20 protein-coding genes are annotated in these 26076 nt (G+C 65.6%); 12 read left to right on the top strand and 8 right to left on the bottom strand.

From position 1 onward, the window contains the following. From Q1Y33_RS08630 to folD, 9 genes are all read left to right on the top strand, one after another. Positions 1-989, top strand: a 989-nt coding sequence (locus tag Q1Y33_RS08630; RefSeq protein WP_300799332.1) for a 5-(carboxyamino)imidazole ribonucleotide synthase, incomplete at its 5' end; no start/stop codon positions are given. Positions 990-1004: 15 nt separating this feature from the next. After that, a complete protein-coding gene (locus Q1Y33_RS08625; RefSeq protein ID WP_300799331.1) occupies positions 1005-4709 on the top strand; it encodes a phosphoribosylformylglycinamidine synthase in 3705 nt (1234 codons plus the stop codon). 33 nt (positions 4710-4742) lie between these two features. Further along, positions 4743-5459 (top strand): phosphoribosylaminoimidazolesuccinocarboxamide synthase, encoded by a 717-nt coding sequence (gene purC, locus Q1Y33_RS08620; protein WP_300799330.1) that lies wholly within the window; start codon positions 4743-4745, stop codon positions 5457-5459. Position 5460: 1 nt separating this feature from the next. Beyond that, complete coding sequence (gene purF, locus Q1Y33_RS08615; protein WP_300799329.1) at positions 5461-6876, top strand: amidophosphoribosyltransferase; 1416 nt, start codon at positions 5461-5463, stop codon at positions 6874-6876. A gap of 30 nt (positions 6877-6906) precedes the next feature. Further along, positions 6907-7932, top strand: coding sequence for a phosphoribosylformylglycinamidine cyclo-ligase (gene purM, locus Q1Y33_RS08610; RefSeq protein WP_300799328.1), 1026 nt, complete (start codon positions 6907-6909; stop codon positions 7930-7932). Positions 7933-7934: 2 nt separating this feature from the next. Further along, entirely contained in the window at positions 7935-8552 is a 618-nt protein-coding gene (gene purN / locus Q1Y33_RS08605; protein WP_300799327.1) for a phosphoribosylglycinamide formyltransferase, read from the top strand. Beyond that, positions 8540-10066 (top strand): bifunctional phosphoribosylaminoimidazolecarboxamide formyltransferase/IMP cyclohydrolase, encoded by a 1527-nt coding sequence (gene purH / locus Q1Y33_RS08600; RefSeq protein ID WP_300799326.1) that lies wholly within the window; start codon positions 8540-8542, stop codon positions 10064-10066. The genes purN and purH overlap by 13 nt, the downstream gene beginning before the upstream one ends. A 143-nt stretch (positions 10067-10209) precedes the next feature. Continuing rightward, positions 10210-11460 (top strand): phosphoribosylamine--glycine ligase, encoded by a 1251-nt coding sequence (purD, locus tag Q1Y33_RS08595; RefSeq protein ID WP_300799325.1) that lies wholly within the window; start codon positions 10210-10212, stop codon positions 11458-11460. Between the two features lie 12 nt (positions 11461-11472). Beyond that, positions 11473-12318 (top strand): bifunctional methylenetetrahydrofolate dehydrogenase/methenyltetrahydrofolate cyclohydrolase FolD, encoded by an 846-nt coding sequence (folD, locus tag Q1Y33_RS08590; RefSeq protein ID WP_300799324.1) that lies wholly within the window; start codon positions 11473-11475, stop codon positions 12316-12318. 292 nt (positions 12319-12610) lie between these two features. On the opposite strand, the gene Q1Y33_RS08585 is transcribed toward folD, so the two are convergent. The 8 genes from Q1Y33_RS08585 to Q1Y33_RS08550 all read right to left on the bottom strand — a co-directional run bounded on the left by Q1Y33_RS08585 (position 12611) and on the right by Q1Y33_RS08550 (position 22434). Continuing rightward, positions 12611-13996 carry a GNAT family N-acetyltransferase gene (locus Q1Y33_RS08585; protein ID WP_300799323.1) on the bottom strand — a complete coding sequence of 462 codons (1386 nt, stop codon included), beginning with the start codon at positions 13994-13996 and terminating at the stop codon, positions 12611-12613. Then, positions 13989-16052, bottom strand: a complete 2064-nt coding sequence (locus tag Q1Y33_RS08580; protein ID WP_300799322.1) for an LTA synthase family protein — start codon at positions 16050-16052, stop codon at positions 13989-13991. The genes Q1Y33_RS08585 and Q1Y33_RS08580 overlap by 8 nt, the downstream gene beginning before the upstream one ends. A gap of 46 nt (positions 16053-16098) precedes the next feature. Beyond that, positions 16099-16953, bottom strand: coding sequence for a carboxylating nicotinate-nucleotide diphosphorylase (gene nadC, locus Q1Y33_RS08575; protein WP_300799321.1), 855 nt, complete (start codon positions 16951-16953; stop codon positions 16099-16101). A 43-nt stretch (positions 16954-16996) separates the two neighbouring features. Continuing rightward, the gene (locus tag Q1Y33_RS08570) at positions 16997-17533 is read right to left on the bottom strand and encodes a hypothetical protein (protein WP_300799320.1); all 537 of its coding nucleotides are present in this window, start codon (positions 17531-17533) and stop codon (positions 16997-16999) included. 1 nt (position 17534) lies between these two features. Continuing rightward, a complete protein-coding gene (locus tag Q1Y33_RS08565) occupies positions 17535-19874 on the bottom strand; it encodes a TonB-dependent receptor (protein ID WP_300799319.1) in 2340 nt (779 codons plus the stop codon). Positions 19875-19968: 94 nt separating this feature from the next. Beyond that, positions 19969-20577: a helix-turn-helix transcriptional regulator gene (locus Q1Y33_RS08560; protein WP_363322808.1), complete on the bottom strand. Its 609-nt coding sequence runs from the start codon at positions 20575-20577 to the stop codon at positions 19969-19971. Then, positions 20574-21047, bottom strand: coding sequence for a 23S rRNA (pseudouridine(1915)-N(3))-methyltransferase RlmH (rlmH, locus tag Q1Y33_RS08555; RefSeq protein ID WP_300799318.1), 474 nt, complete (start codon positions 21045-21047; stop codon positions 20574-20576). Before rlmH ends, Q1Y33_RS08560 begins: the two co-directional genes overlap by 4 nt. Before the next feature lie 79 nt (positions 21048-21126). Next, positions 21127-22434: a glycoside hydrolase family 2 TIM barrel-domain containing protein gene (locus tag Q1Y33_RS08550; protein WP_300799317.1), complete on the bottom strand. Its 1308-nt coding sequence runs from the start codon at positions 22432-22434 to the stop codon at positions 21127-21129. Between the two features lie 118 nt (positions 22435-22552). On the opposite strand from Q1Y33_RS08550, the gene asnS reads away from it, so the two are divergent. From asnS to Q1Y33_RS08535, 3 genes are all read left to right on the top strand, one after another. Further along, positions 22553-23941, top strand: coding sequence for an asparagine--tRNA ligase (gene asnS, locus Q1Y33_RS08545; RefSeq protein WP_300799316.1), 1389 nt, complete (start codon positions 22553-22555; stop codon positions 23939-23941). A gap of 78 nt (positions 23942-24019) precedes the next feature. Beyond that, on the top strand, positions 24020-25444 hold the full coding sequence (gene rpoN, locus Q1Y33_RS08540) for an RNA polymerase factor sigma-54 (RefSeq protein ID WP_295907633.1): 1425 nt from the start codon (positions 24020-24022) through the stop codon (positions 25442-25444). A gap of 2 nt (positions 25445-25446) precedes the next feature. Then, entirely contained in the window at positions 25447-26061 is a 615-nt protein-coding gene (locus tag Q1Y33_RS08535; RefSeq protein WP_300799315.1) for a hypothetical protein, read from the top strand. Positions 26062-26076 lie beyond the last annotated feature (15 nt).

Raw genomic sequence — 26076 nt, 5'->3', positions numbered from 1 at the left:
ACGCACCCGCCGCGGCCGTGTGCGACGACCACATCGTGGGCCGCTTCGACGACCCCGCGGCCGTCGAGGAGCTGTGCCGCCGCAGCGACGTGGTGACCTACGAATTCGAGAACGTGCCGGGCGACATCCTCATCCCGCTGTGCGGCAAATACAACATCCCGCAGGGCTACCGCCCGCTCTACGACTCGCAGGACCGCCTGCGCGAGAAGACCAACGCCCGTGAACACGGGCTGCGCACGCCGCGCTTCGCGGCCGTGGACGACGAGGCGTCGCTGCGCGCCGCCGTGGCGGAGATTGGCCTTCCGGCCGTGCTGAAGACCCGCACGCTCGGCTACGACGGCCACGGGCAGGCCGTGCTGCGCACGGAGGAGGACCTTGCGCGGGCGCTGCCGCTGCTCGCCGTGCCGTGCATCCTCGAGGAGTTCGTGCCCTTCGACTTCGAGGCCAGCATCGTGATGGTGGCCGACGACGAACGCATCGTGAGCTTCCCGATCGGCCGCAACGTCCACCGCGACGGCATTCTCGACCTGTGCTTCGTCCCGGCGGAGGTCGACGGCGGGGTGCTGGCGCGCATGCGGCGCGAGAGCGAGCGGTTCATGCGCTCGTGCGGCTACCGCGGCATCCTGGCCATCGAGTATTTCGTCCGCGGCGGCGAGATCTACTTCAACGAGATGGCGCCGCGCCCCCACAACTCGGGCCACTACACGATCGAGGGGGCCACGACCAACCAGTTCCGCGAACTGGCGCGCTACCTGCTGGGCGAGCCGCTGCAGGAGCCGCAGCTGGTGGCGCCGACCGTCATGAAAAACATCCTCGGGCAGGACCTCGAGGCGGCGCAGCGCGTTGCCGCCGCCTGTCCGCCGCACGTATACGTCCACCTCTACGGCAAGAGCGAGAGCCGTCCCAAGCGCAAGATGGGACACATCACCTTTGTCGGCATGACCGCCCCGGAGTACGAGGCGGCGTGGGCGTCGCGATTTGTCAAATAAGCGTAAACACCGTATATGAACTACCGTATTTTCGTTGAAAAACAACCCCGTTTCCGCGTCGAGGCCGAGAGCCTGCGCCGCGAGTTGAACGCCAACCTGAACCTGCACCTCGGGAGCCTGCGGCTGCTCTGCGTCTACGACCTGTTCGGCTTCACGCCCGAACTGCTCGAGAAGAGCCGCTATGCCGTCTTCGGCGAGGTGGTGACCGACACGGTGAGCGACACGTGCGACCTTGCGGGCTGCCGCCACCTGGCCGTGGAGTTCCTCCCGGGCCAGTTCGACCAGCGGGCCGCCTCGGCCGTCGACTGCGTGCGGCTGATCGACCCCGCGGCCGACGTGCGCATCCGCTCGTCGCGCCTGCTCGTCTTCGACGGCTCGGTGACCGACGAGGAGCTGGACCGCATCCGCCACTACTACATCAACGCCGTCGAGTCGCGCGAGAAGGACCTTTCGGTGCTCTCCGACATGGAGCAGGCCGAGGTGAAGCGCGTGCAGGTGCTCGACGGGTTCCGTGAGATGGACGACGCGGCGCTGGAGCCCTTCTGCAAGCAGTACGGGCTGGCGATGAATGCCGACGACCTGCGCGAGGTGGTGCGTTATTTCCGCGAGGAGGGGCGCGACCCCGTCGAGACGGAGCTGCGGATTCTGGATACCTACTGGAGCGACCACTGCCGCCATACGACCTTCACGACCGAACTCGAGGGCATCACCGTCGAGGAGTCCTTCCTCAAGGAGGAGATCGAGGGTTCGCTGGCCCTCTACCTGCGCATGCGGCGCGAGCTGGGGCGCGAGCACAAGAGCATCTGCCTGATGGACATGGCGACGATCGGCGCGCGCTACCTGCGCCGGCAGGGGCTGCTCGACGACCTGGAGGTCTCGGACGAGAACAACGCCTGCTCGGTCTATGTCGACGTGGATGTCGACGGCCGGACGGAGCGGTGGCTCCTGCAGTTCAAGAACGAGACGCACAACCACCCGACGGAGATCGAACCCTTCGGCGGCGCCTCGACCTGCCTGGGCGGTGCGATCCGCGACCCGCTGTCGGGCCGCAGCTACGTCTACCAGGCGATGCGCGTGACGGGTGCGGGCAACATCTACCAGAAGGTGAGCGACACGCTCCCGGGCAAGCTGCCGCAGAGCGTCATCTCGAAGAAGGCCGCGGCGGGCTACTCGAGCTACGGCAACCAGATCGGTCTGGCCACGACGCACGTGCGCGAGATCTATCACGACGACTATGTGGCCAAGCGGTTGGAGGTCGGCGCCGTGGTCGGGGCCGTGAAGGCCTCGAACGTGCGGCGCGAGCGTCCCGTGCCGGGCGACCGGATCATCATGCTGGGCGGCCGCACGGGCCGCGACGGCATCGGCGGCGCCACGGGCTCGTCGAAGGAGCACGACGCCCGCTCGCTCGAGACGTGCGGCAGCGAGGTGCAGAAGGGCAACGCCCCCGAGGAGCGCAAGCTCGAGCGGCTGTTCCGCCGTCCGGAGGTGACGCGCCTGATCAAGAAATCGAACGACTTTGGCGCGGGAGGCGTCAGCGTGGCCATCGGCGAGCTGGCCGATTCGCTGGACATCTACCTCGACCGCGTGAAGACGAAATACAGCGGCCTGAACTCCACGGAGCTGGCCATCAGCGAGTCGCAGGAGCGCATGGCCGTGGTGGTCGAGGCGCGCGATGTCGACGAGTTCATGCGCTACTGCCGCGAGGAGAACATCGAGGCGGTCGAGGTGGCCGACGTGACCGACACGGGCCGCATGCGGATGTTCAACGGCGAGCGCAAGGTCGTCGACCTGCGCCGCACGTTCATCGACAGCGCCGGGGCGAAGCACTACGCCGAGGCGCGTGTCGCCGCCGTCGCCGAGCGCAATCCCTTCGTGCGGGAGCTGCCGGGCGCGACGCTGCGCGAGCGTTTCGAGGCCAACCTGCGTGACAACAATGTCCTCTCGCAGCGGGGGCTGATCGAGATGTTCGACTCCACGATCGGCCGTTCGACGGTCCTCATGCCCTTCGGCGGGCGCACGCAGCGCAGCGAGACGCAGGTCTCGGTGCAGAAGCTCCCCGTCGACGGATATACCGACACGGCCAGCATCATGGCCTTCGGCTACAACCCCTTCCTGGCGAAGTGGAGCCCCTACCACGGCGCGGCCTATGCCGTCGTGGAGGCTGCGGCGAAGGTCGTCGCGGCGGGCGGCCGCTACGAGCGCATGCGCTACTCCTACCAGGAGTATTTCGAGCGCATGACCCGCAACGCGGAGTCGTGGGGCAAGCCCTTGAGCGCGCTGCTCGGGGCGCTGAAGATGCAGGTCGAACTGGGCCTGCCGTCGATCGGCGGCAAGGACTCGATGTCGGGCACCTTCCAGCACATCAACGTTCCGCCCATGCTGATGGCCTTCGGCATCACGACGGTCGACGCCCGCCGGGTGATCTCGACCGACCTGAAGGGGGCCGGGCACCGCATCTACCTCGTGCGCCATACGCCGCTGGAGAACTACATGCCCGACACGGCGCAGCTGAAGGAGAATTTCGCCTTCGTGAGCGACGCCATCGCCTCGGGCAAGGTGCTCGCGGCGTGGTCCGTCGGCTTCGGCGGCGTGGCCGAGGGTCTGGCGAAGATGGCCTTCGGCAACGGCATCGGCGTGGAGACCGGGATCGAGGAGGCGCGGCTCTACGAATATGCCTACGGCTCGATTCTGGTCGAGTGCGAGGGGACGCTCGAGTTCCCGCGCGCCGAGCTCGTCGGCTTCACCGTGGCGGACGAGGCCCTCACGGTCCGCGGCGAGCGCATGCCGCTCGGGGAACTCTACCGCGCCAATACGGAGCGCTTCGCGACGGTCTATCCCGACAAGGGGCGCAACGACGCCACGGTCATGACCTCGAACCCCGCGCCGAAACGGATCGTCTACCCGGGCGAGGCGGTCGAGCATCCGGTGGTCTTCCTGCCGGTCTTCCCCGGTACGAACTGCGACTACGACACGGCCAAGGCCTTCCGCCGCGCCGGTGCCGAGGTGCGCATGGGCGTGCTCTGCAACCTTGCGGGCGACGACATCCTGCGTTCGATCGCCGGGATGAAGGAGCAGATACGCCAGGCCCACATCTTCGTGTTGAGCGGCGGCTTCTCGGCGGGCGACGAACCCGACGGCAGTGCCAAATTCATTGTCAATGTATTGAACAACAAGGATATCCGCGATGAAATCCACGCATTGCTGGACCGCGGCGGCCTGATTCTGGGCATCTGCAACGGCTTCCAGGCGCTGGTCAAGTCGGGTCTGCTGCCCTACGGACGGCTGGGCATGGTCACGAAGGAGTCGCCGACGCTCTTCCGCAACGACATCAACCGCCACATCTCGCAGATCGTCTCGACGCGCGTGGCGACGACGGCTTCGCCGTGGCTCGCCGGATTCCACGTGGGCGACATCCACTCGATCGCCGTGAGCCACGGCGAGGGCAAGTTCGTCGTGAGCGAGGAGTTGGCCCGCAAGTTGTTCGAGAACGGGCAGGTGGCCTTCCAGTACGCGGGTCCGGACGGCGAACCCACGGCCGAGGCGCCGTGCAACCCCAACGGGTCCTCCTACGCCATCGAGGGCATCATCTCGCCCGACGGCCGCATCCTCGGCAAGATGGGCCATACGGAGCGTTACGAGGAAAACCTCTTCAGGAACATCGCCGGCGAGAAGCGCCAGCCGCTCTTCGAGAATGCGGTGGCCTATTTCAGAAAGAAGTAACGAAACAACGGAAAAACAACATACGCAAAGGACATGGAACAGCTTGAAATGCTCTACGAGGGCAAGGCAAAGCAGGTGTTTGCGACGGACGATCCCGGGAAGATCATCATCCGCTATACGGATGCGGCGACGGCGTTCAACAACATCAAGAAAGCCACGATCGAGAACAAGGGCGTGCTGAACAACGCCATCTCGACGCTTGTCTTCGGCGAGCTGCACAAGGCAGGCATCAGGACCCATTACCTTGAGACGCTCAACGACCGCGACCTGCTGTGCCGCCGCGTGACGATCATCCCGCTCGAGGTGATCGTGCGCAACGTCATCGCCGGGTCGATGGCGCAGCGCCTCGGCATCGAGGAGGGGACGCAGCCCGCGAACACGATCTACGACATCTGCTACAAGCGCGACGAACTGGGCGATCCGCTCATCAACGACCACCACGCCGTGGCGCTGGGGCTCGTGACCTACGACGAGCTGGAACTGATCTACGCCATGACGTCGCGCATCAACGAGGTGCTCAAGGCGCTCTTCGCGAAGATGAACATCAAGCTCGTGGATTTCAAGATCGAGTTCGGCCGCACGCCGGAAGGCGAGATCATCCTCGCCGACGAGGTGTCGCCCGACACATGCCGCCTGTGGGACATGACAACGAACGAAAGACTGGACAAGGACCGGTTCCGCCGCGATCTGGGCCGCGTGCGCGAGGCTTACGAGGAGATTCTGGCCCGTTTGAAAAAAGTAGTCGGATAAGATGATGGAGATGATCAACGACAGGGAACTGCATGAGGAGTGCGGCGTGTTCGGTATCTACGGAGTGCCGGATGCCGCCTCGCTGACCTACTACGGACTGCACGCGCTGCAGCACCGCGGACAGGAGGGGGCCGGTATCGTGGCCGTGGACGACGACGGCACGCTGCGCCGCATCAAGGGCAGCGGGCTGGTGACCGAGGTCTTCGACGAGTCGAAGCTTGCGACGCTCCGCGGCCGCATGGCCATCGGCCACGTGCGCTACACGACGGCCGGAGGCGGCGGCATCGAGAACGTGCAGCCGTTCCTTTTCCGCCACAACACGGGCGACTTCGCCCTGGCCCACAACGGCAACATCGTCAACTCGGCGCTGTTGCGCGAATACCTCGAAAACCGGGGCAGCCTCTTCCAGTCGACCTCCGACAGCGAGATCCTGGCCCACCTGATCAAGAAGGAGACGCGCTGCCACGACCGGCCGCGCATCTTCTCGATCATCGATGCGCTGAACATGCTCGAGGGCGCCTTTGCGTTCCTCATCATGACGGCCAACCGCATCTACGCCTGCCGCGACAAGTACGGGCTGCGCCCGCTGTCGATCGGGCGGCTGGGCGACGGCTGGGTCGTCTCGAGCGAGACCTGCGCCTTCGACGTGCTGGGTGCCGAGTTCGTGCGCGACGTCGAGCCGGGCGAGATCGTCACGATCGACCACCAGGGCATCCGCAGCCGCGACTACTCGATGTACAAGCGCCACGAGATGTGCGCCATGGAGTACATCTATTTCGCCCGTCCCGACAGCGACATCGAGGGGTGCAACGTCCACGCCTACCGCAAGGAGTCGGGCCGGCTGCTCTACCGGCAGGCCCCGGCCGAGGCGGACATCGTCGTCGGCGTGCCCGACTCGAGCTTGAGCGCCGCGATGGGCTATGCCGAGGCGAGCGGCCTGCCCTACGAGATGGGTCTGATCAAGAACAAGTACATCGGCCGCACCTTCATCCAGCCGTCGCAGGAGCTGCGCGAGAAGGGCGTGAGGATGAAGCTCTCGGCCGTGCGGACCATCGTGCGGGGCAAGCGCGTGGTGCTGGTCGACGACTCGATCGTGCGGGGCACGACCTCGCGGCGCATCGTCACGATGCTCAAGGAGGCGGGAGCCACTGAGGTGCACGTGCGCATCGCCAGCCCCCCGATGACCAACCCCTGCTTCTACGGCGTCGACACCTCGACCTACGAGGAGCTCATCTCGGCCCGCAAGGACCGCGAGGGGGTGCGCGAGGAGATCGGCGCCGATTCGCTGGAGTTCCTCGCCCCCGAGGCGCTGCTCCAGGCGGGCGGCCGCTGCGAGCTCTGCATGGCCTGCTTCACGGGGCACTATCCCACGGACCTCTACTCGGCCAAGGAGACGGCCAACAAGCAGCAAAAATGATTACGAACCAACAGACTAAAAGAATACCTCATGGCACAATCTTATGAAAAGGCCGGCGTGAACCTCGAAGCCGGATACGAAGTGGTGCGGCGCATCAAGAAGCATGTGGCTTCGACCGCACGGCCGGGCGTGATGGGCAACATCGGCGCCTTCGGCGGCATGTTCGACCTTGCGTCGCTCGGCGTGAAGGAGCCGGTGCTCGTGAGCGGCACGGACGGCGTGGGCACGAAGCTCAAGCTGGCGTTCGAGATGGACAAGCACGACACGATCGGCATCGACGCCGTGGCCATGTGCGTCAACGACGTGCTGGCGCAGGGCGCCGAGCCGCTGGAGTTCCTCGACTACGTGGCTGTGGGCCACAACGAACCCCAGAAAATCGAGGCCATCGTCGCGGGCGTCGCCGAAGGGTGCCGCCAGGCGGGCTGCGCGCTTGTGGGCGGCGAGACGGCCGAGATGCCGGGCATGTATGCCGCGGGCGAGTACGACATCGCGGGCTTCACGGTCGGCGTGGTCGAGAAGTCGAAGCTCATCGACGGCTCGAAGGTCAAGGCGGGCGACGTGCTGGTCGGCATCGCCTCGAGCGGCGTCCACTCCAACGGTTTCAGCCTCGTGCGCAAGATCGTCGCCGACAACTGTTTCGACCTGCACCGCAGCTATCCCGAGCTGTCGAACAAACTGCTGGGCGAGGTGCTGCTCACGCCGACGAAGATCTACGTGAAGCAGGTGCTCGAAGTGATCCGGCAGTGCGACGTCCACGGCATCAGCCACATCACGGGCGGCGGCTTCGACGAGAACATCCCGCGCATCCTGCACGACGGGCAGGGACTGGAGATCGAGGAGGGGACGTGGGAGATTCTTCCCGTCTTCCGCTTCCTGGAGAAGTACGGCAAGGTGCCCCACCGCGAGATGTTCAACATCTTCAACATGGGCATCGGCATGGTCATCGCCCTCGACGCTTCGGAGGCCGACCGCGCCATTGAGATTCTTCGGGAGCAGGGCGAGCGCGCAAGCGTCATCGGACGTGTCACCGACACCGAGGGTGTCGTAATCCGGTAGCGATGCGGCGTCTTGCGGTCTTTGCCAGCGGCAACGGGACGAATTTCGAGGCCATTGTTGCGGCCTGCGAGCGGGGCGAGCTGCCGGCGCGCGTGGTGCTGATGGTCTGCGACCGGCCCGGGGCCCGGGTCGTGGAGCGGGCTGCGGCGCACGGCGTCGAGAGCTTCGTCTTCGCGGCGAAGGAGTACGCCTCGAAGGCGGACTACGAGCGGGAGATCGTCCGGCGGCTCGATGCCGCGGGGGTCGAGCTGGTCTGCCTGGCGGGCTACATGCGCATCCTGGGCGACGGGCTGCTCGGCGCCTACGGCGGGCGGATCATCAACATCCACCCCTCGCTGCTGCCGGCCTTCCGCGGGGCGCATGCCATCGAGCAGGCCTTTGACTACGGCGTCAAGGTCTACGGCGTGACGATCCACTATGTCGATGCGACGCTCGACGGCGGGCGCATCATCGCACAGCGGGCCTTCGCCTACGAGGACGGGGACCTTGCGGAGCTGGAACGGCGGGTGCACGCGATCGAGCATCCGCTCTATGTGGAGACGATCGGCCGCCTGCTGGCGGACGGCGGCTCCGAAAACGGGAAAACGAACGACAAAAATTCAGATACATGCGAGCATTGATAAGCGTCAGCGACAAAACGGGTGTCGTTGACTTTGCAAAGGGCCTGCGCGAGGCGGGCTGGGAGGTGATCGCCACGGGCGGCACGATGAAGCTGCTGCGCGAGAGCGGCGTGGAGGTGTTGAACATCAGCGACGTGACGGGATTCCCCGAAATCTGCGATGGCCGCGTCAAGACCCTGCACCCGAAGGTGCACGGGGGCCTGCTGGCCCGGCGCGACGATCCCGAGCACCTGCGGGCGCTGCGCGAGAACGGCATCGAGTTCATCGACCTGGTGTGCGTGAACCTCTATCCGTTCCGCGAGACCATCGCGAAGCCCGGTGTGGAGATGGCCGACGCCATCGAAAACATCGACATCGGCGGTCCGTCGATGCTGCGTTCGGCGGCGAAGAACTGGGCCGACGTGACGGTGGTGTGCGATCCGGCGGACTATGCGCAGGTGCTCGCCGAGATTCGTGCGGGCGGCAATACGGAGCGCGCCACGCGGTTGAAGCTCTCGGCCAAGGCCTACACGCACACGGCCGAGTACGACATGATGATCGCGGGCTGGATGCGCACGCAGGCGGGCCTCAATGAAAAGCTCTTCCTCGAGTACGACCTCGTGCAGACGCTGCGCTACGGCGAGAACCCGCACCAGAGCGCGAAGTTCTACCGCGAGGGGCATGCCGTGCCCTATTCGCTGGCCTTTGCCCGCCAGCTCAACGGCAAGGAGCTCTCGTACAACAACATCCAGGACGCCAATGCCGCGCTGTGCATCGTGCGCGAGTTCGACGAGCCGTTCTGCGTCGGACTGAAGCACATGAACCCCTGCGGTGCGGCCGTGGGCCGCGACGTCGTCGAGGCGTGGACGAAGGCCTACGAGGCCGACAAGGTCTCGATCTTCGGCGGCATTGTGGCGACGAACCGCCCCGTGACGCGCGAGGCGGCCGAGCTGATGAAGCCGATCTTCCTGGAGATCATCATGGCCCCGAAGTTCGAGCAGGGGGCGCTCGAGGTGCTCCGCACGAAGAAGAACCTGCGCCTGCTGGAGGTCGACATGACGCCGGGCGAGAGTGACCGCCGGCAGTACGTGAGCGTCAACGGTGGCCTGCTGGTGCAGGACCTCGACCTGACGACCAAGCACGTCGAGGCGTCGATGTGCGTGACCGAGCGGCAGCCCGCCGGGCAGCTGGCCGATCTGGAGTTCGGCTGGCACATCGTCAAGCACGTGAAGTCGAACGCCATCGTCGTGGTGAAGGATGGCCGGACGCTGGGTGTCGGCGCCGGACAGATGAACCGCATCGGCTCGGCCGAGATCGCCCTGAAGCAGGCGCGTGCCGCGGGCTTTACGGAGGAGCTGGTGCTGGCGTCGGACGGCTTCTTCCCCTTCGACGACTGCGTGGCGCTGGCCGCCGAGTACGGCGTGACGGCCATCGTGCAGCCGGGCGGCTCGATCCGTGACGAGGATTCGATCCGCAAGGCCAACGAGAAGGGCATCGCGATGCTGTTCACGGGCGAGCGCCACTTCAAGCATTGACAGCCGGCCGGAGGACGGTATGCCGGGTGACATCGGTTGATGTCGCTTCCCGGTATCCCGCTCTGCAGGTCAGACTGTCCGCATTTCACATTTTACTTTTTACCTTTTACTTTTCACCTTTCACCTTTCACCTTTCACCTTATATGGACGTTCTTGTTATCGGTTCGGGAGGTCGCGAGCATGCCATCGTCGATGCGCTGTCGCGCTCTCCGCAGGTCGAAAAAATATGGTGCGCCCCCGGCAATGCGGGCATTGCCCGGCAGGCCGAGTGCGTGGCGATCCGCGATACGGAGGTCGAGCGGCTGCGCGACTTCGCGCTCGAACACCGCATTGGACTGACGGTCGTCGGGCCCGAAGCGGCATTGGCGGCGGGTGTCGTCGACTGCTTCAAGGCGGCGGGGCTGCGCATCTTCGGCCCCACGCGGGCGGCGGCGCGCATCGAATCCTCGAAGGAGTTTGCCAAGCGCCTGATGGCGAAGTACAATATCCCGACGGCCGGGTTCCGGGCCTTCTCGGATTATACCGAAGCCCGCGACTACGTGGCCGGGCGCCCCTTCCCCGCGGTGCTGAAGTACGACGGACTGGCTGCCGGCAAGGGGGTGGTCATCGCCCGGACGATGGAGGAGGCCGATGCGGCGCTGCGCGACATGCTGCTCGACGACAAGTTCGGCGAGGGCAAGGTCGTCGTCGAGGATTTCCTCGAGGGGCCCGAGTTCTCGTTCATGTGCTTCGTGTCGGGACACCGTGTCTGGCCCATGGTCCTTGCGCAGGACCACAAGCGGGCCTACGACGGCGACGAGGGACCCAACACGGGCGGCATGGGGGCCTATTCACCCCTGCCGTTCATCACGGCCGAGGACGAGCGCTTCGCGCTGGAGCGGATCATGCAGCCTGTGGCCGATGCGATGGTTGCCGAGGGATGCCCCTTCGAGGGGGTGCTCTACGGCGGGCTGATGAAGACTCCGCACGGCATCCAGGTCATCGAGTTCAACGCCCGCTTCGGCGATCCCGAGACAGAGGTGGTGCTGCCGCGCCTCGGCAGCGACATCGCCGACATCTTCTGCGCCGTGGCCGAGGGCCGCGATGCCGAGCTGTCCTGGCACGACTTCGCGACGCTGGGCATCGTGCTGGCATCGAAAGGCTACCCCGGCAGCTACGAAAAGGGCTTCGAAATCCGGGGGCTGGACACGGTCGGCTGCCCGGTCTACCACATGGGGACGAAGGCCGACGGCGACCGTATCGTGACGGCCGGCGGCCGTGTGCTCTTCGTCGTGGGACGGGGCGCGACACTTGCCGAGGCACGGCGTGTGGCGCTGGAGAACGTCGCCCGCATCGGGTGCGACAACCTTTTCCACCGCAGCGACATCGGACATTGGGCACTGGACAAACAATAACACCGAAAAAGTATGATTATCAGTGGTAAGGAACTCTCGGCCCGATTGAAGGCCGAAATGGCGGAGCAGGTGCGGACCTTCCCCGCGAAATACGGGCGCGTGCCCCATCTGGTCGTGATCCTCGTGGGCGAGGACCCCGGCAGCGTGAGCTACGTGACGGGCAAGGCGAAGGCCTCGGCCGAGGTGGGCATCCGCAACACGACGATCCGCAAGCCCGAGTCGATCTCCGAGGAGGAGCTGCTGGGCATCATCGCCGGGCTGAATGCCGATCCGGAGGTGGACGGCATCCTCGTGCAGCTTCCCCTGCCCAAACACATCGACGAGGACAAGGTGATCGCCGCGATCGACAAGGCGAAGGACGTGGACGGCTTCCACCCGCTCAACGTGGCGGCCCTGTGGCAGAAACAGCCCTGTACGCTGCCCTGCACGCCGAAGGGCATCATCAAGATGCTGAAGGCCGCGGGCGTGGAGATCGCGGGCAAGCGCGCCGTGGTGATCGGCCGCAGCAACATTGTGGGGCTGCCCGTGTCGAAACTGCTGCTCGACGAGAACGCCACGGTGACGATGACCCACAGCCGCACGCGCAACCTCGGGGAGGTGACGCGCGGGGCGGAGATTCTGGTCGTGGCCATCGGCCGCCCGAAGTTTGTCACGGCGGATATGGTCTCCGAGGGGACGGTCGTCATCGACGTGGGTGTGAACCGCGATCCCGAGACGGGCAAGCTGTGCGGCGATGTGGACTTCGCGGCCGTCGAGCCCAAGGCGTCGGTCATCACGCCCGTACCGGGCGGTGTCGGCCCCATGACGATCTGCTGCCTGATGGAGAACACGATCGAGTGCTTCCTCCGCAGCCGGTAGGGCAGCCGAAGCGGCGGGCCGAACGGAGAAGGTGCCGAACGGGTGCCGACCCGGGAACTGAAGCGAAGGTGCCGAACGGGTGTTGCCCCGGGGGATCGAAGCGGCGGGCCGAACCGTCGTCGAGCCGGCCATGCTTTTATAGCAGGGGCCGAGACCCCTCCCCGGACGGTCTTTGGCCGCTTTTGCGGACCGGCATGAATGATAAACGAGCCCGCCTGACAGCGGGGTAGTGGAATAGAGAAGCGCCCGGAGCTGATGCTCCGGGCGCTTTGTCATCTTGTCGTCCGCGCGGTCAGCTGCGGTAGACGGCCGTGAGCCCGTCGGGCAGCGGGGCGGAGGTGTTGCGCCGCCAGACCATCGCGCGGTCGGTTGCCGCATCGCCCGTGCCGAAGTCGAAGCCGTCCTCCGAACGGAACGTCGCGGAGATGTCGCCCGCGAAGCCGAAGCGGCCGTAGAAGTCGCGCAGCCACGCCTCGCCGGGGGTCGGGATGAGGAAGGCCGCGTCGTCGCCCTGCTCCGCAATGCGCCGCATCGCCTCCTGCATGAGCTGCGAGGCCAGCCCGCGGTGGCGGCACGCGGGGTCGGTCGCCACGCCGTAGATGTAGGTCGTGCGCCCGAGCGGCGTCTCGAAGGGGAGCAGGTGGAGCATCGCCGCCGTGCGCCCGTCGCACTCGGCCGTGAGCATGCGGTGGCGGCTGTAGTAGCGCATGAGGAACGAGTCGACGAACTGCTCGTCGTCGCCGAAGGCCGCCTGCCACAGCTCCTTGCAGGCGATCTCGTCGGGATGGAGGTGGATCGCCGTGAACTTGTGCTGCAGGAAGGCGGGGTGGTACGACAGTTTCGCCTGCCGCAGCCCCTCGATGCCGAGGTCCTCCTCGCGGTTGATGAGCGTGAAGCGTGGGTCGAGGTGTTGGGCGAAGAGCTTGTTGATGATCGTGAAGGCCCCGTCGTACTCCGTGTCGGCCTTCTCGACGTGCGTGTCGAAGGTGTGGTCGTTGACCGCCGAGCCGTAGGTGAAGGCGACAAGCCGGTCACCGACGTAGATGCAGCCGCCCTGCATGCCCAGCTCCTCGAAGTGCTCGAAGCCGCGCTGCATGGCCCGCTGCTCGGCGCACAGCTCCGAGGTGTGGCCCTCGTGCGCCCGGCGCCACTCGCGTTCGAGCGCCATGCACTCGTCGAAGCGGTCGCGCGTCAGCTCCTCGTAGCGGTAGTCGGGGTATTCGGCCAGAAAGCGGTTGATATGGTTGCGCTTGGGCTGGTAGCGCCGTCCGGCGAGGTTGCGCAGGTCGTCGGCGTTGTAGACGTAGTCCTCGAGCGCACGGTCCGACTCGAAGGCGAAGAGCCCGATGTGCATGCGGCGGATCATCTCGCGCCCCTCGTCCGTCAGGCCGATGATGCGCAGCCGCTGTCCGTGGGCGTGGGCGTCTTCGCGGAGTGTCGGGATGATCGGGGCGAAGTCCCCTTCGCCGACGGGCTGCATGTAGCCGATCTTCTCGCCGCCGTCGATCCGGAAGCGGATCACCAGGAATCCGTCGATCTCGGCCCAGGCGCTGTGATAGACCTGCTGCCAGCAGTACATGTTGGCGAAGGCGAGGTCGCAGTTGCAGATTCCCGACCGCATGGTGTAACGCTCGATGGCCGCGCGGTCTTCGAGACGCACGGGTTTGAACTCAATCATCGTGTGTCGTATAGTTCTTTTTTTCGATGTGCATGTAGTATTGCTGCACGAGGGCCCGGAAGTCGTCCAGCAACTCTTCGGCGGAATGGGCGGCGGGGTTCGCTTCCGGAGCCGACGGCTTTCCTTCGACTGCCGGTGCGGCGGAAGCCTCTCCGGCCTGCTCCGGTGCAACCATCGTGCCGTCGGAGGGGGCCTCTGCGGCCGGCATCGCTGCCGGGGCGGCCGATGGCGTTGCTGCCCGGTCGGTGCGGGTCGTGACCTGCGACCCGTTGTCGTCGAAGGTCAGGATGGCATCGCCCGTCAGGGCGCGGAATCCGCCGTCGTAGGAGACCGACCAGCGCGGGCGCTCCGGTTCGTTCAGCACGTCGCGCCCGAAGGCGAAGTAGGCCTCGTCGCAGCCCAGCAGCCCCAGCAGCGTGGGCATGATGTCCAGCTGCTGCGTGATTTCGTTGATTTCGCCCTGCAGGGCGCCGTCGGGCGTGTAGAGGAAGCCGAGGATGTGCATGTTCCCCGGGTAAGTGCGCGTCTCGGGGGCGAACTTCTCGGAGGAGACGTGGTCGGCGACGAAGACGAAGATCGTGCGGCGGAACCACGCTTCGCCGCCGTAGCGTTCGAAGAAGCGGCGGAAGGCCTCGTCGTCGTAGGCCACGCCGCGGTGGATCTTCGTGTAGCCGGCGGGCAGCGTTGCCGCATACGCGTCGGGCACGACGAAGGGGTGGTGCGACGAGAGGGTGAAGAGCGTCGCGAAGAAGGGTTCGGGCACGGAGCCCAGCACCTCGCCCGCGTATTGCAGGAAAGGTTCGTCCCAGATGCCCCAGTAGCCGTCGAAATCGCCGGTGCCGTGCGCCGCCTCGTAGTCCTCGCGGCTTACGAGCCGCTCGATGCCCGCCGAGCGGGCGTAGGCCCCGAAGCCCATCGAACCGTGCTCCGAGCCGCAGAAGAAGAGCGTCTCGTAGCCCCGGTCGGCGAGGATGGCGGGCAGCTGGCGGCTGCGGCCCAGCGACTGCGGCATCAGCACGAAGGGCGTGCGGAACGAGGGGATGCTCCCCAGCACGGAGGGCATGGCCTGGATCGAGCGCGTGCCGTTGGCGTACATCTGCCGGAAGCAGAGCCCGTGGCGCATGAGCGAGTCGAGGAAGGGGGTGAAGCCCTTTTCGGGCAGGTCGGCGTAGAGGTCCGGGCGCAGGTGCGCCGAGTGCTCGGCGGACATGCTCTCCATGATGAAGATCATGACGTTGCGGCCCGCGAGGCGCACGGCCGTAGAGTCGGCCGGGGCGTGCACGGGGGTGAAGTGTGCGTCGAGCTCCTCTGCGGGAAAATATTTCCGGTAGGAGACCTTGCCGGCGCTTCCGACGGTCCGCAGGATGCAGAAGGGGTTGCTCAACAGCAGGTTGGCCTTGCTGCTCTGCGACGTGTAGAGCATGGCGTCGGAGAGGGTGATCGGGCGCGTGGCGCGGGTCATGCCGCCGCGCATGCCCGCGACGCTCAACCCGGCGGCGAGGGCGAGGATCAGCGTGCTGCCGACGTAATAGGCCGCGCCGCTTCGCAGCATGCTCTCCTCGCGGACGCGGCGTCCGTATCCGAAGACGAGCAGCGCGACGAGCGCCGCCGCGACGAGCAGCAGGGGCCAGTTCTCGCCCATGAACTTCCAGACGAGCTGCAGCGAGTTGTCGTTCCCGGCGAAGAAGACCTCTTCGGCCGTAAAGCGCTTCTGCGTGTAGCGGAAGTAGACGGCGTCGGCAAGGTTCGTGGCGACGACGAGCAGCGTGTTCACGACGACGTAGTACCCGAAAAGCAGGTTGCGGTACCAGCGCCGTTCGCGCACGTGCAGCGGCAGCAGCGAGAGCAGGATGAAGAGCCCGTCGGCATAGACGACTGATGCCGTGTCGAAGCGCAGGGCCCCGGCGAGCAGCTGCCCCGCCTCGGCCCACGTGAGGGGCCCGACGAGCGGGGCGTTGACCGCATAAAAAGCCGCGCGGCAGAGCATCAGCACCACGTAGAGCAGTGCGATGCGCCGCAGCAGCAGGGCAAGCGGGGTATGCAGAAACCGTCTCATGGAGCCTTCGTGCACTTTGCACCCCGTCGGTCGGGGTCTCCGGGTCTTATTCGCAGGCCTTGAGCGACATGTCGAGCGAGCGGATCTGGTGCGTCAGCGCCCCCACCGAGATGAAGTCGACGCCGCACTCGGCGTACTCGCGGATCGTCTCGAGGGTGATGCCGCCGCTCGACTCGGTTTCGCAGCGTCCGGCGACCTTCTCGACGGCGCGGCGCGTCATCTCGGGCGTGAAGTTGTCGAACATGATGCGGTCGACGCCGCCTGCGGCGAAGACCTTGTCGATGTCCTCCAGCGAGCGGACCTCGCACTCGATGGGCAGCTGCTTGCCGCGCTCGGCCAGGTAGGCGCGCACGCGGCGGATGGCCTTCTCGATGCCGCCTGCGAAGTCGATGTGGTTGTCCTTCAGCAGGATCATGTCGAAGAGACCCATGCGGTGGTTCTCGCCGCCGCCGATCTTCACGGCCATCTTGTCCAGCACGCGCATGCCGGGCGTGGTCTTGCGCGTGTCGAGCACGCGGGTGTGGAGCCCTTCGAGGCGCTTGACGTAGACGGCCGTCTGCGTCGCCACGCCGCTCATGCGCTGCATGATGTTGAGCAGGATGCGCTCGGCCTGCAGCAGCGAGCGCAGGCGTCCCGAGACGTAGAAGGCGACGTCGCCCGGCTTGACGCGGTCGCCGTCGTGGAGAATCTGCTCGAAACGCATTTCGGGGTCGAGACGCTGCAGGACAATCTGCGCAATCTCGATGCCGGCAATCACGCCCTCCTGCTTGCAGAGCAGGCGCATGCGGCCGTGTTCGTCGGCCGGGATGCACGAAAGCGACGTGTGGTCGCCGTCGCCGATGTCCTCCCTGATGCAGAGTTCGATCAGGTCATCGACAAAGGGTTTGTATTCGGGTTTCATGGTCATGAACGTTTTTTTCGACCGTGTAAAGGTAGGAAAAAATTTACTTTTCTCCGATCAGATTGCCCTCGAAAACGACATGATAGACCCCGGCGCAGGTAAATTCCACGCGGCAGAGGGTGTTGTCGATCGACCCTGCGAGCTGCGTGATGACGTACTGCTCGACGGGCACGTAGGTGGCACCGCCGCCCACGGCATTGGGCCGCTCGGCCTCGGGGATGACCTCATCGAGGCTGAACGTCAGCGACTTGTCGCCGGTCGGTGTGTACGGTACGTCGGGAATGCGCATCTCGACGCCCGGCATATCCGCGGCGAAGCGCGTCTTGTGCATGTAGAGATGGAAGTCGTCGAGCCCCGCCAGCTCGAAGTGCGCCTTGCGGTAGGTGAAGACCCCGCCTGCGGCGTCGGTTACCGTCGAGGTGCCGTAGAAGTGCATGTTGCGGCCCTGAAGATGGCCCTCGCTGATGTTTGTGTTCTCCTTGAGGTAGACGTAGTCGTAGGGCAGGCCCGTGCCCTCGTCCTTGTTGCAGGCCGCAAGGGTGCAGGCCGCCAGTGCGAAGAGAAAGAGTTTTTTCAGCATGTCAGTCGATATGAATGGATAAGGTTATTCCGAAGGTGCGGGGACGTCCCCGTTGCACGAACTCGTTGCCCATGGACTTGAAGTAGAAGAGGTCGTAGCGCGTGTCGGCGAGGTTGCGGCCCCAGAGGTCGAGCGCCCAGCGGCGGTGTTCGAGGCGCACGGAGGCTTCGAGCAGCGCGTAGGGGGCCTCCGTGCGGCTGTTCTCCTCGTTCCAGTAGATGCGCCCCGTGCCGTTGACGCCGCCCTGCAGGACCACGTCGCCCAGCCACGCCACGCCCGTCGGGATGGTCCAGGCGGCCTGCGCCGCGAAGGTGTGCTGCGGGGCGTAGGGGGTGCGCCGCCCGGCATAGTCCTGCTGTCCGTCGTCGTAGCGCACGAAGCTGGCGTCGGTGTAGCCGCAGGCGAGGTTGAGATCGAGCGTGCGCCACGGCGAGAGCTGCAACGACAGCTCGCCGCCCAGCGAGCGCGTGCGCCCGGCGTTGGTCATCATGCGCCCCGTGGACTGCCCCTCGGGGAAGACCGTGAGCTGCTGGTTGCGCACGAAGATGCAGAAGAGCGCGAAGTCGCCCCGCACGACCCCCTCCAGGCAGGAGAAGTGGCCGCCCAGCTCGAGGTTCCAGCTCTGCTCGGGGCGGTAGGACATCAGGTCGGGCTCGTCGTAGCGCGAGCCGGCCATCTGCCACTTGAGCTTCTCGCTCAGGATGTCGGAGAAGATCTGCGTGTTGAAGCCGCCGGCCTTGTAGCCCTTGGCCACCGAGAGGTAGAGGTTGCGCACCTCGTCGAAGGCGTAGGTCGCCGAGAGCTTCGGCAGCACCTCCCAATAGGTGTGCGCGATGCGGTTGCGCTCGTCGATCGAGACGGTGGCCGGCTGCGGCTCGGCCCCCTCGCGGTAGATCGTGTAGTCCATCTCGGCCTGCGAGCGGTAGCGCAGCGCCGTGTGTTCGACGTCGACACGCACGCCGGCAGCCAGGCGCCAGCGCCCCAGCCGGAGCGTCGATTCGTGGTAGAGCGCTCCGCCCACGACCGGATTGCGGAAGTCGGAGAGCAGCGGCAGCTCCTGCATGTCGCTGTCGTAGTGCTCGTTCCAGATCGGGCCGAGATGCTCGTTGGCGTTGTCGAGGATGAGCCGCTCGATGCCCGTGCGCTTGAAGTGCACCGGAGCCTCCATGTGGCCGTGGCGGTAGAAGGCGAAGAGCCCGGCGAGCCAGCCGTAGCGTCCGCCGTCGCGCGAGCGGAAGACCAGGTCCTCGGTCACGCTGTGTTCGCGCAGCGCCTGCTGCAGCGTGAAGTACGACAGGGGCAGGAAGTCCTGGTCGAGGTCCATGCAGTCGTCGGAGTACTGGTAGCTGGTGATCGACGCGACGCTGTAACGTGCGGCGTCGTAACGCACGGTGAGTCCGTTGCTGAGGCTCGTGCGGCGGTAGGCCGAGGGGTCGTTGTAGCGGATTTCGCCCGGGCGGATGATCGTCTGCCCGGCGTCGTCGACAAGCTCCTCACCCGCATAGGCATAGGGGTATCCCCCCTGCTCGAGCACCGAGAAGGAGAGCGTGTTGTCGATGCGCAGGCCGCGGCCGTTACGCCACTGCACCTTCCAGCGGCCGCCGCCCATGCGCTCCCAGTCGCACGGCTCGCCCGTCGCGAGGTTCTCGAAGAAGCCGCCCGTGCGGGTGTAGTAGCCCGTCACGGACATCCCCAGGTCGGGTGTCAGCCGGCAGTAGGAGGAGGCGCGCAGGCGCCACGTCCCGCCGCTGCCGTATTCGGTCAGCAGCCGCACCCCCTCGTAGGTGAGCGGCGAGCGAGTGTAGATGTTCACCACGCCGCCCATCGTGTTGCGGCCGTAGAGTGTCGACTGCGGGCCCCGCAGCACCTCGATGCGCTCGGCGTCGGCGATCTCCGTGTCGAAGTTGTTTTTGTTCAGGACCGGGACGTTGTCGATGTTGAGCCCCACGACGGGCTGGTCGATGCGGGCGCCCAGTCCGCGCACGTAGATCGAGGAGGTCATGCGTGACCCGTAGTCCGGGGCGTGGAAGTTCGGGACGTATTGCGAGAGATTCTTCAGGGCGTCGACGTGCTGCCGCTCGATGGCGCGGCTCCCGACGATGGTTGCCGCGACGGGTTCGGAACGCAGCACGAGCCCCTGCTTGATGGCCGTCACCTGCACGTTGTCGACCACGATCACCGTGTCGGCCGCCTCCGCGGCGTCGATGCCCGAGGTCGTGGCGGCGGCTGCCGTCTCCGTGCGGCCGGCGTCGCCCGTATGTGCCGCACCGCGTGACCCGGGCGCCGCAGGGAGCGTGAGGGGCAGCAGCAGGAGCGGTATGAGCAGCAGTTTGTACGACACGGATCGGGACGTTGGTTCCGGGTGCAAAGTAACGGATTTATTTCGGATCGTGCAATCCTTATTTATGAGGAGAGCGGCGGGGCGAGCGGCGGGGTCAGAGGCGTCCGGCGTCGACGTATCCGGCGGCCACGGCGCGGAGGATCAGCTCGGCGAGCGAGCGCACGCGGAGTTTCTCCATGATGTTGCGGCGGTGTGTGATGACCGTCGTGAGGCCGATGTGGAGCTCCTCGGCGATCTGCTTGTTGATCAGACCGCGGGCCAGCAGCGTGAGCACCTCCGTCTCGCGGTCGGTCAGGGGCGCGGCAGCCGTCCGGGCCGGAGCGGCGGGTGCCTCGGGCAGGGGACCGTGGTCGTGCGGATGGGCGCCGTGGTGCATGCGCAGCAGGTCGTGCACGAGGCGCTCCTCGCTCGTGCGGACGTCGATAGCGTGCATCCCCTCCAGCGCGGGGCCGGGTTCGCCGTTGGTCAGCAGGATGGCCTTGTGGCGCTGCGCACGGAAAAACGCCGCATGCGCCGGGCAGAGCTCCGCGGCGACGAAGTAGTGGTAGAAGCGCTCCGGCCCGGCCTCGGCGAAGGAGTCGAAGTCGGCGTAGAGCTCGACGTCGGCCATCGGGATGACCTTCTCCAGAATGGCCTTCAACCCGAGACCCGTCAGGATGTTGGGCGTGAGGACGGCAATGGCGGGACGCTGCGGCATGGTCATTCGTGGTGGTAGGGTTCGTTGTGGAGGATGGTGAAGGCGCGGTAGATCTGCTCGGCGAAGATCGCCCGGATGATCTGGTGCGAGAAGGTCATGCGCGAGAGCGACAGCCGGCCGTCGGCCCTGCCGTAGACCTCCTCCGAGAAGCCGTAGGGGCCGCCGATGATGAGCACGAGGCGCCGGAGCCCGCTGTTGAGGCGTTTCTGGAGCCATGCCGCGAACTCCACGGAGCGCATCTCCTCGCCCCGCTCGTCGAGCAGCACGACGTAATCGCCGTCGCGCAGCTGGCGCAGGATCGCCTCGCCCTCGGCCGTGCGCTGCTGCCGCTCGGTCAGACTGCGCGTGTTGCGCACGTCGGGCAGCGTCGTGACGGCGAAGCGGCAGTAGTGGTTCACCCGCCGCACGTAGAGCTCCATGAGCGACGCGATCTCCTTCGAGTCGGTCTTGCCGATGAGGATCAGTTCGATGGTCATGTCGGTTGCGCTCTTTTGCCGCCCCGCGGCCTCCCGCTTGTTACTTCTTTTACTTTTTACTTTTCACCTTTCACCTTCGTCAAAGGTCCGAGTTCCACTCGCCGTCGGCATCCTCGTAGATCACCGGCCGGTCGTGTTCGACGGATTTCAGCCACTCGTAGGCCTTGTACATGTTGTAGCCGTTGCCCGAGGGGCCGCCCAGGGCATAGGCAACGACGCAGGTGAAGTTGCGCGAGCGGTAGTACATCGCCTTGACGCGCTCGAGGTACTCGTCGGCCAGCGCCGGGTCGTTCGAGGGGGTGCCGCCCACGGCGCGGTTCGTGCGCCCGTCCGGGGCGTTGATGTTGGCCCGGTCGATGACGTAGAGCCCCACCTCGTCGCAGAGCTCGTAGAACCAGGCCGGCTGCGGACAGTCGGGGCAGACGGTGTTTTTCCCGGCCACCTTGAGCGCCAGCAGCTCGCGGCGCGTCGTCGCGCGATCGGCCGCGGCGTTGCACGGGGCCGTTGAGAGTTGCAGCTCGCGGCCCAGCCGCATGAGGCGGCCGTCGACGAGCTCGGCGCGGCCGAAGCCGATGCGCAGGGGCATGTACTCCTTGTAGGCGCCGTCACGCCGCGTGAAGAGCATCACGCGGTAGAGGGGCGGGTTGCGGCGGTCGGCCGACCAGACGTTGTCGTAGGTGCCGTAGATGTAGGGGCTGAAACGTACCGTGTCGGTCGAGCGGCCCGGGATCGTCACCTCCTTCATGTTGAATTCGAGCAGCTTGCCCTGCGGCGAGTAGATGTCGAACCCGACCGTCACGCTCTCGTCGTAGTTGAACGCGTTTCGGGCGATGATCTTCAGGTCGAGCATGCCGAAGCGGCGCCCGGCCGTGTCGGCGACCAGCGCGATCTCGAAGTCGCGGATCGAGCGTTTGTTCTGGTAATAGAGGTAGCTCCCGGAGAAGGCCTCGCGCGTCGTCGGCGCGGTGTTGATGCGTTCGGCGCCGCTGTCGCGCAGCTCCAGCCGGATGTCGTTCGTCCCCTGCCGGATGCTCTCCGTGAGGTCGAACTCCGCCGGGGTCGAGGGGTCCTCGACGCGCGCCACCTCGCAGTCGTTGACCCGCAGCGTGTAGGCCGAGCGGACATTCTCGAGGTGCAGGCCGACGACCCCGTCGGTCCAGACATAGGGGATGTCAACGCGCTGCCCGACGACGAACGAGCGGTCCGAGGCGGAGACCATCCCGGGGCGGAAGTCGATCGTGTGGCCCGATTTCGCGCGGTCGCCCCGCTCGGCGTCCCGGCGCAGGTCGTAGGGTACGGCCTCGGTGCGGAAGATGCGGCCGGCCTCCTGGGCTGCGGCGCCCGCCGCCGCAAGGAGTGCCGCAAGGAGCAATATCGTTCGTTTCATTGCGTGCATTCGTTTGGGATCGGACAAAGGTACTTTTTTTTTGCCAAATCGCAAATAATAGCTAACTTTGTCAATTCGGAAAACCTTGCATGTGCAACAAATACAAAATCGATCATACATGAAAACGCCGAGAATTGCTGAGATTCTGAAGTCGGGTGCCGTCGACACCGACATTGTCGTCAAAGGTTGGGTGCGCACGAAGCGCGGCAACAAGAACGTGGCCTTCATCGCCCTGAACGACGGGTCGTGCGTGGGCAACATCCAGGTGGTCGTGGACCTGTCGAAGATCGCCGAGGAGCAGCTCAAGCCCGTTACGACGGGCGCCTGCATCCGTGTCGACGGACGGCTCGTGGCTTCGCCCGGGGCGGGGCAGGGCGTCGAGGTGCAGGCCGAGCGCATCGAGATCTACGGCACGGCCGATCCCGATACCTACCCCCTGCAGAAGAAGGGCCATTCGCTCGAGTTCCTGCGTGAGATCGCCTACCTGCGTCCCCGCACCAATACGTTCGGCGCGGTCTACCGCATCCGCCACGCCATGGCGTGGGCCATCCACGAGTTCTTCCACAAGAATGGCTTCTACTACTTCCATACGCCGATCATCACCGCGTCGGACTGCGAGGGTGCCGGCGCCATGTTCCAGGTGACGACGCTCGATCTGAACAACCTGCCCCGCACGGAGGATGGCCGGGTCGACTACACGCAGGACTTCTTCGGCAAGTCGTGCAACCTGACCGTCTCGGGCCAGCTCGAAGGCGAGCTGGGCGCCCTGTCGCTGGGCCGCATCTACACGTTCGGCCCCACGTTCCGCGCCGAGAACTCCAATACGCCGCGCCACGCCTCGGAGTTCTGGATGATCGAGCCCGAGGCCGCCTTCTACGACCTGGAGGACAACATGGAGCTGGCCGAGGCGTTCCTCAAGTACCTGATCCAGTATGCGCTGGACAACTGCATGGAGGACCTCGAGTTCCTGAACAAGATGTGGGACAAGGAGCTGCTCGACCGCCTGCGCTTTGTCGTGGATCACGACTTCAAGCGGCTGGAATACACCGAGGGCATCGAGATTCTGAAGGCTTCGGGCCGCAAGTTCGAGTTCCCGTGCGACTGGGGCTGCGACCTGCAGTCGGAGCACGAGCGCTACCTGGTCGAGGAGCACTTCAAGCGTCCGGTGATCCTGATCAACTACCCCAAGCAGATCAAGGCCTTCTACATGAAGCAGAACGACGACGGCAAGACCGTGCGCGCGATGGATGTCCTCTTCCCGAAGATCGGCGAGATCATCGGCGGCTCGGAGCGCGAGGCCGACTACGGCAAGCTCTCGGCCCGCGTCAAGGAGCTGGGCATGAACGAGAAGGATATCTGGTGGTACCTCGACACGCGCCGCTGGGGATCGGCTCCCCACTCGGGCTTCGGCCTGGGCTTCGACCGCCTGCTGATGTTCGTGACCGGACTGATGAACATCCGCGACGTGCAGCCCTTCCCGCGCACGCCCCTGCACGCCGATTTTTAGCCGTGTACCCCCCCCCGAACCCGAATCGATGAAGAGACCAAATTGGAATGCTGCAATTCTTAATTTGGACCCCGCTTTATGGCAATCAATCAGAAACAGGTACTTTCGCTGCAACAGAAGCTCTCTCCGCAGCAGATTCAGATGATCAAGCTGCTCGAGCTGCCCACCGTGCAGCTCGAACAGCGCATCAAACAGGAGATCGAGAACAACATCGTGCTGGAAGAGGAGGAGCGCAGGACGGAGGACGAGGAGCAGCAGCCCCAGGAGATCTCCGTCGACGAGTACCTGCGCGAGGATGAGACCCCCTCGTACAAGAGCCGGATCAACAACTACTCGAAGGACGACAAGCAGCGCCCGGTCTACCTCACCGAGGGACGCTCGCTGCAGGAGTACCTCATCGAGCAGCTGGGCTACCGCAACCTTCCCGAGCGCGAGCAGCGGCTGGCCGTCTACCTGGTCGGCAGCCTCGACGAGGACGGCTACCTGCGGCGCGACCTGGAGTCGGTGGCCGACGACATCGCCTTTACGGTCGGCATCGAAACCACGGCCGCGGAGCTCGAACGGGTGCTGGGCGTGATCCACGAGCTGGAGCCCGCGGGCGTCGGGGCGCGCAACCTGCAGGAGTGCCTGCTCCTGCAGATGGATCAGCTGCCGTCCGACACGCCGGCACGGCGCCTGGCCCGCCGGATTCTGACCTCCTATTTCGACGAGTTCGTCAAGAAACACTACGAGAAGCTCATCGCGCGGCTGCAGGTCTCCGAGGAGGAGTTCCGCGAGGCGATCGCCGAGATTAGGCACCTGTCGCCCAAGCCCGGGAACCTCTATGCCGAGGGGGGCACCGATACGACGCCCTACATCATCCCGGACTTCATCCTCGACTACCAGGACGGCCATTTCCAGCTCTCGCTCAACTCCTACAACGTCCCCGAGGTGCGGATCAACCGCCGCTACGTGGAGATGATCCGCGACATGGTCGGCCCCGACGGCAAGGTGCGCGAGAAGGACCGCGACGCCGTGCAGTTCGTCAAGAGCAAGATCGACTCGGCCAAGTGGTTCATCTCGGCCATCAAGCAGCGCCACGACACGCTCATGCGCACGATGCAGACGATTCTCGACTACCAGCAGGAGTATTTCAAGGACGGCGACCGCTCGAAGCTGCGCCCAATGATCCTCAAGGACATCGCCGACCGCACGGGGCTCGACGTCTCGACCATCTCGCGCGTCGTGAACAGCAAGTACGTGCAGACGCAGTTCGGCATCATCCTGCTCAAGTCGCTCTTCTCGGAGGCCATGCAGACCGAGTCGGGCGAAGAGGTGTCGAGCTATGAGATCAAGCACATTCTGCAGGAGTGCATCGACGAGGAGGACAAGCGCCATCCGCTGACCGACGAGACGCTCATGGACATCCTCAATGCCAAGGGATACCGCATCGCGCGGCGCACGGTGGCCAAGTACCGCGAGATGCTCGGCATCCCCGTGGCGCGCCTGCGCAAGCAAATCTGACGATGAACAACTACAAGAAGAAACTGGCCCACGGACTCTCGTGGGTGCTGCACCCCTTCGTCCTGCCGCTCTACATGATCGTCGTGCTGCTGACGCTGACCGTCTTCGCACACTATTCGACCGGGGTGAAGTGCTATCTGCTCTGGGTGGTCGTCCTCTATGCGATCGTCATCCCGGCGCTGTCGCTCGGCGTGCTGCGCTCGCTGGGCCGCATCTCGAGCTACCGGGTCGACGAACGGCGCGAGCGGCTGCTGCCGCTGCTCATCGGGGCGATCTGCTATGTGCTCTGCGCCATCACGATCGCCCGGATCCCCTCGGCCGCCTTCCTGCGCAAGTTCATGCTCGCGGCGGCCTGCTGCGAGGTGATGTGCCTCGTCGTGTCGGGCTACTGGAAGATCAGCCTCCACCTGACGGGCATGGGGGCCGTCGTGGCGCTGCTCGTGGTGATGAACATCCTGGGCGTGGGCAACATGATGATCCCGCTCATGGTGGCGATCCTGCTTGCGGGCGCCCTGGCTTCGGCGCGCCTCTACCTCGGCTGCCACAACGCCGCGCAGGTCCTTGCGGGCTTCTGCGGCGGCTTCGTCGTCACCGTGCTGGCGGTGCTGTTCCTCTGATCCCGGGCCTCCGCG

Source organism: uncultured Alistipes sp., from assembly GCF_949296715.1.
Lineage (GTDB): Bacteria > Bacteroidota > Bacteroidia > Bacteroidales > Rikenellaceae > Alistipes.
This window is presented reverse-complemented; position numbering and strand designations above follow the sequence as displayed.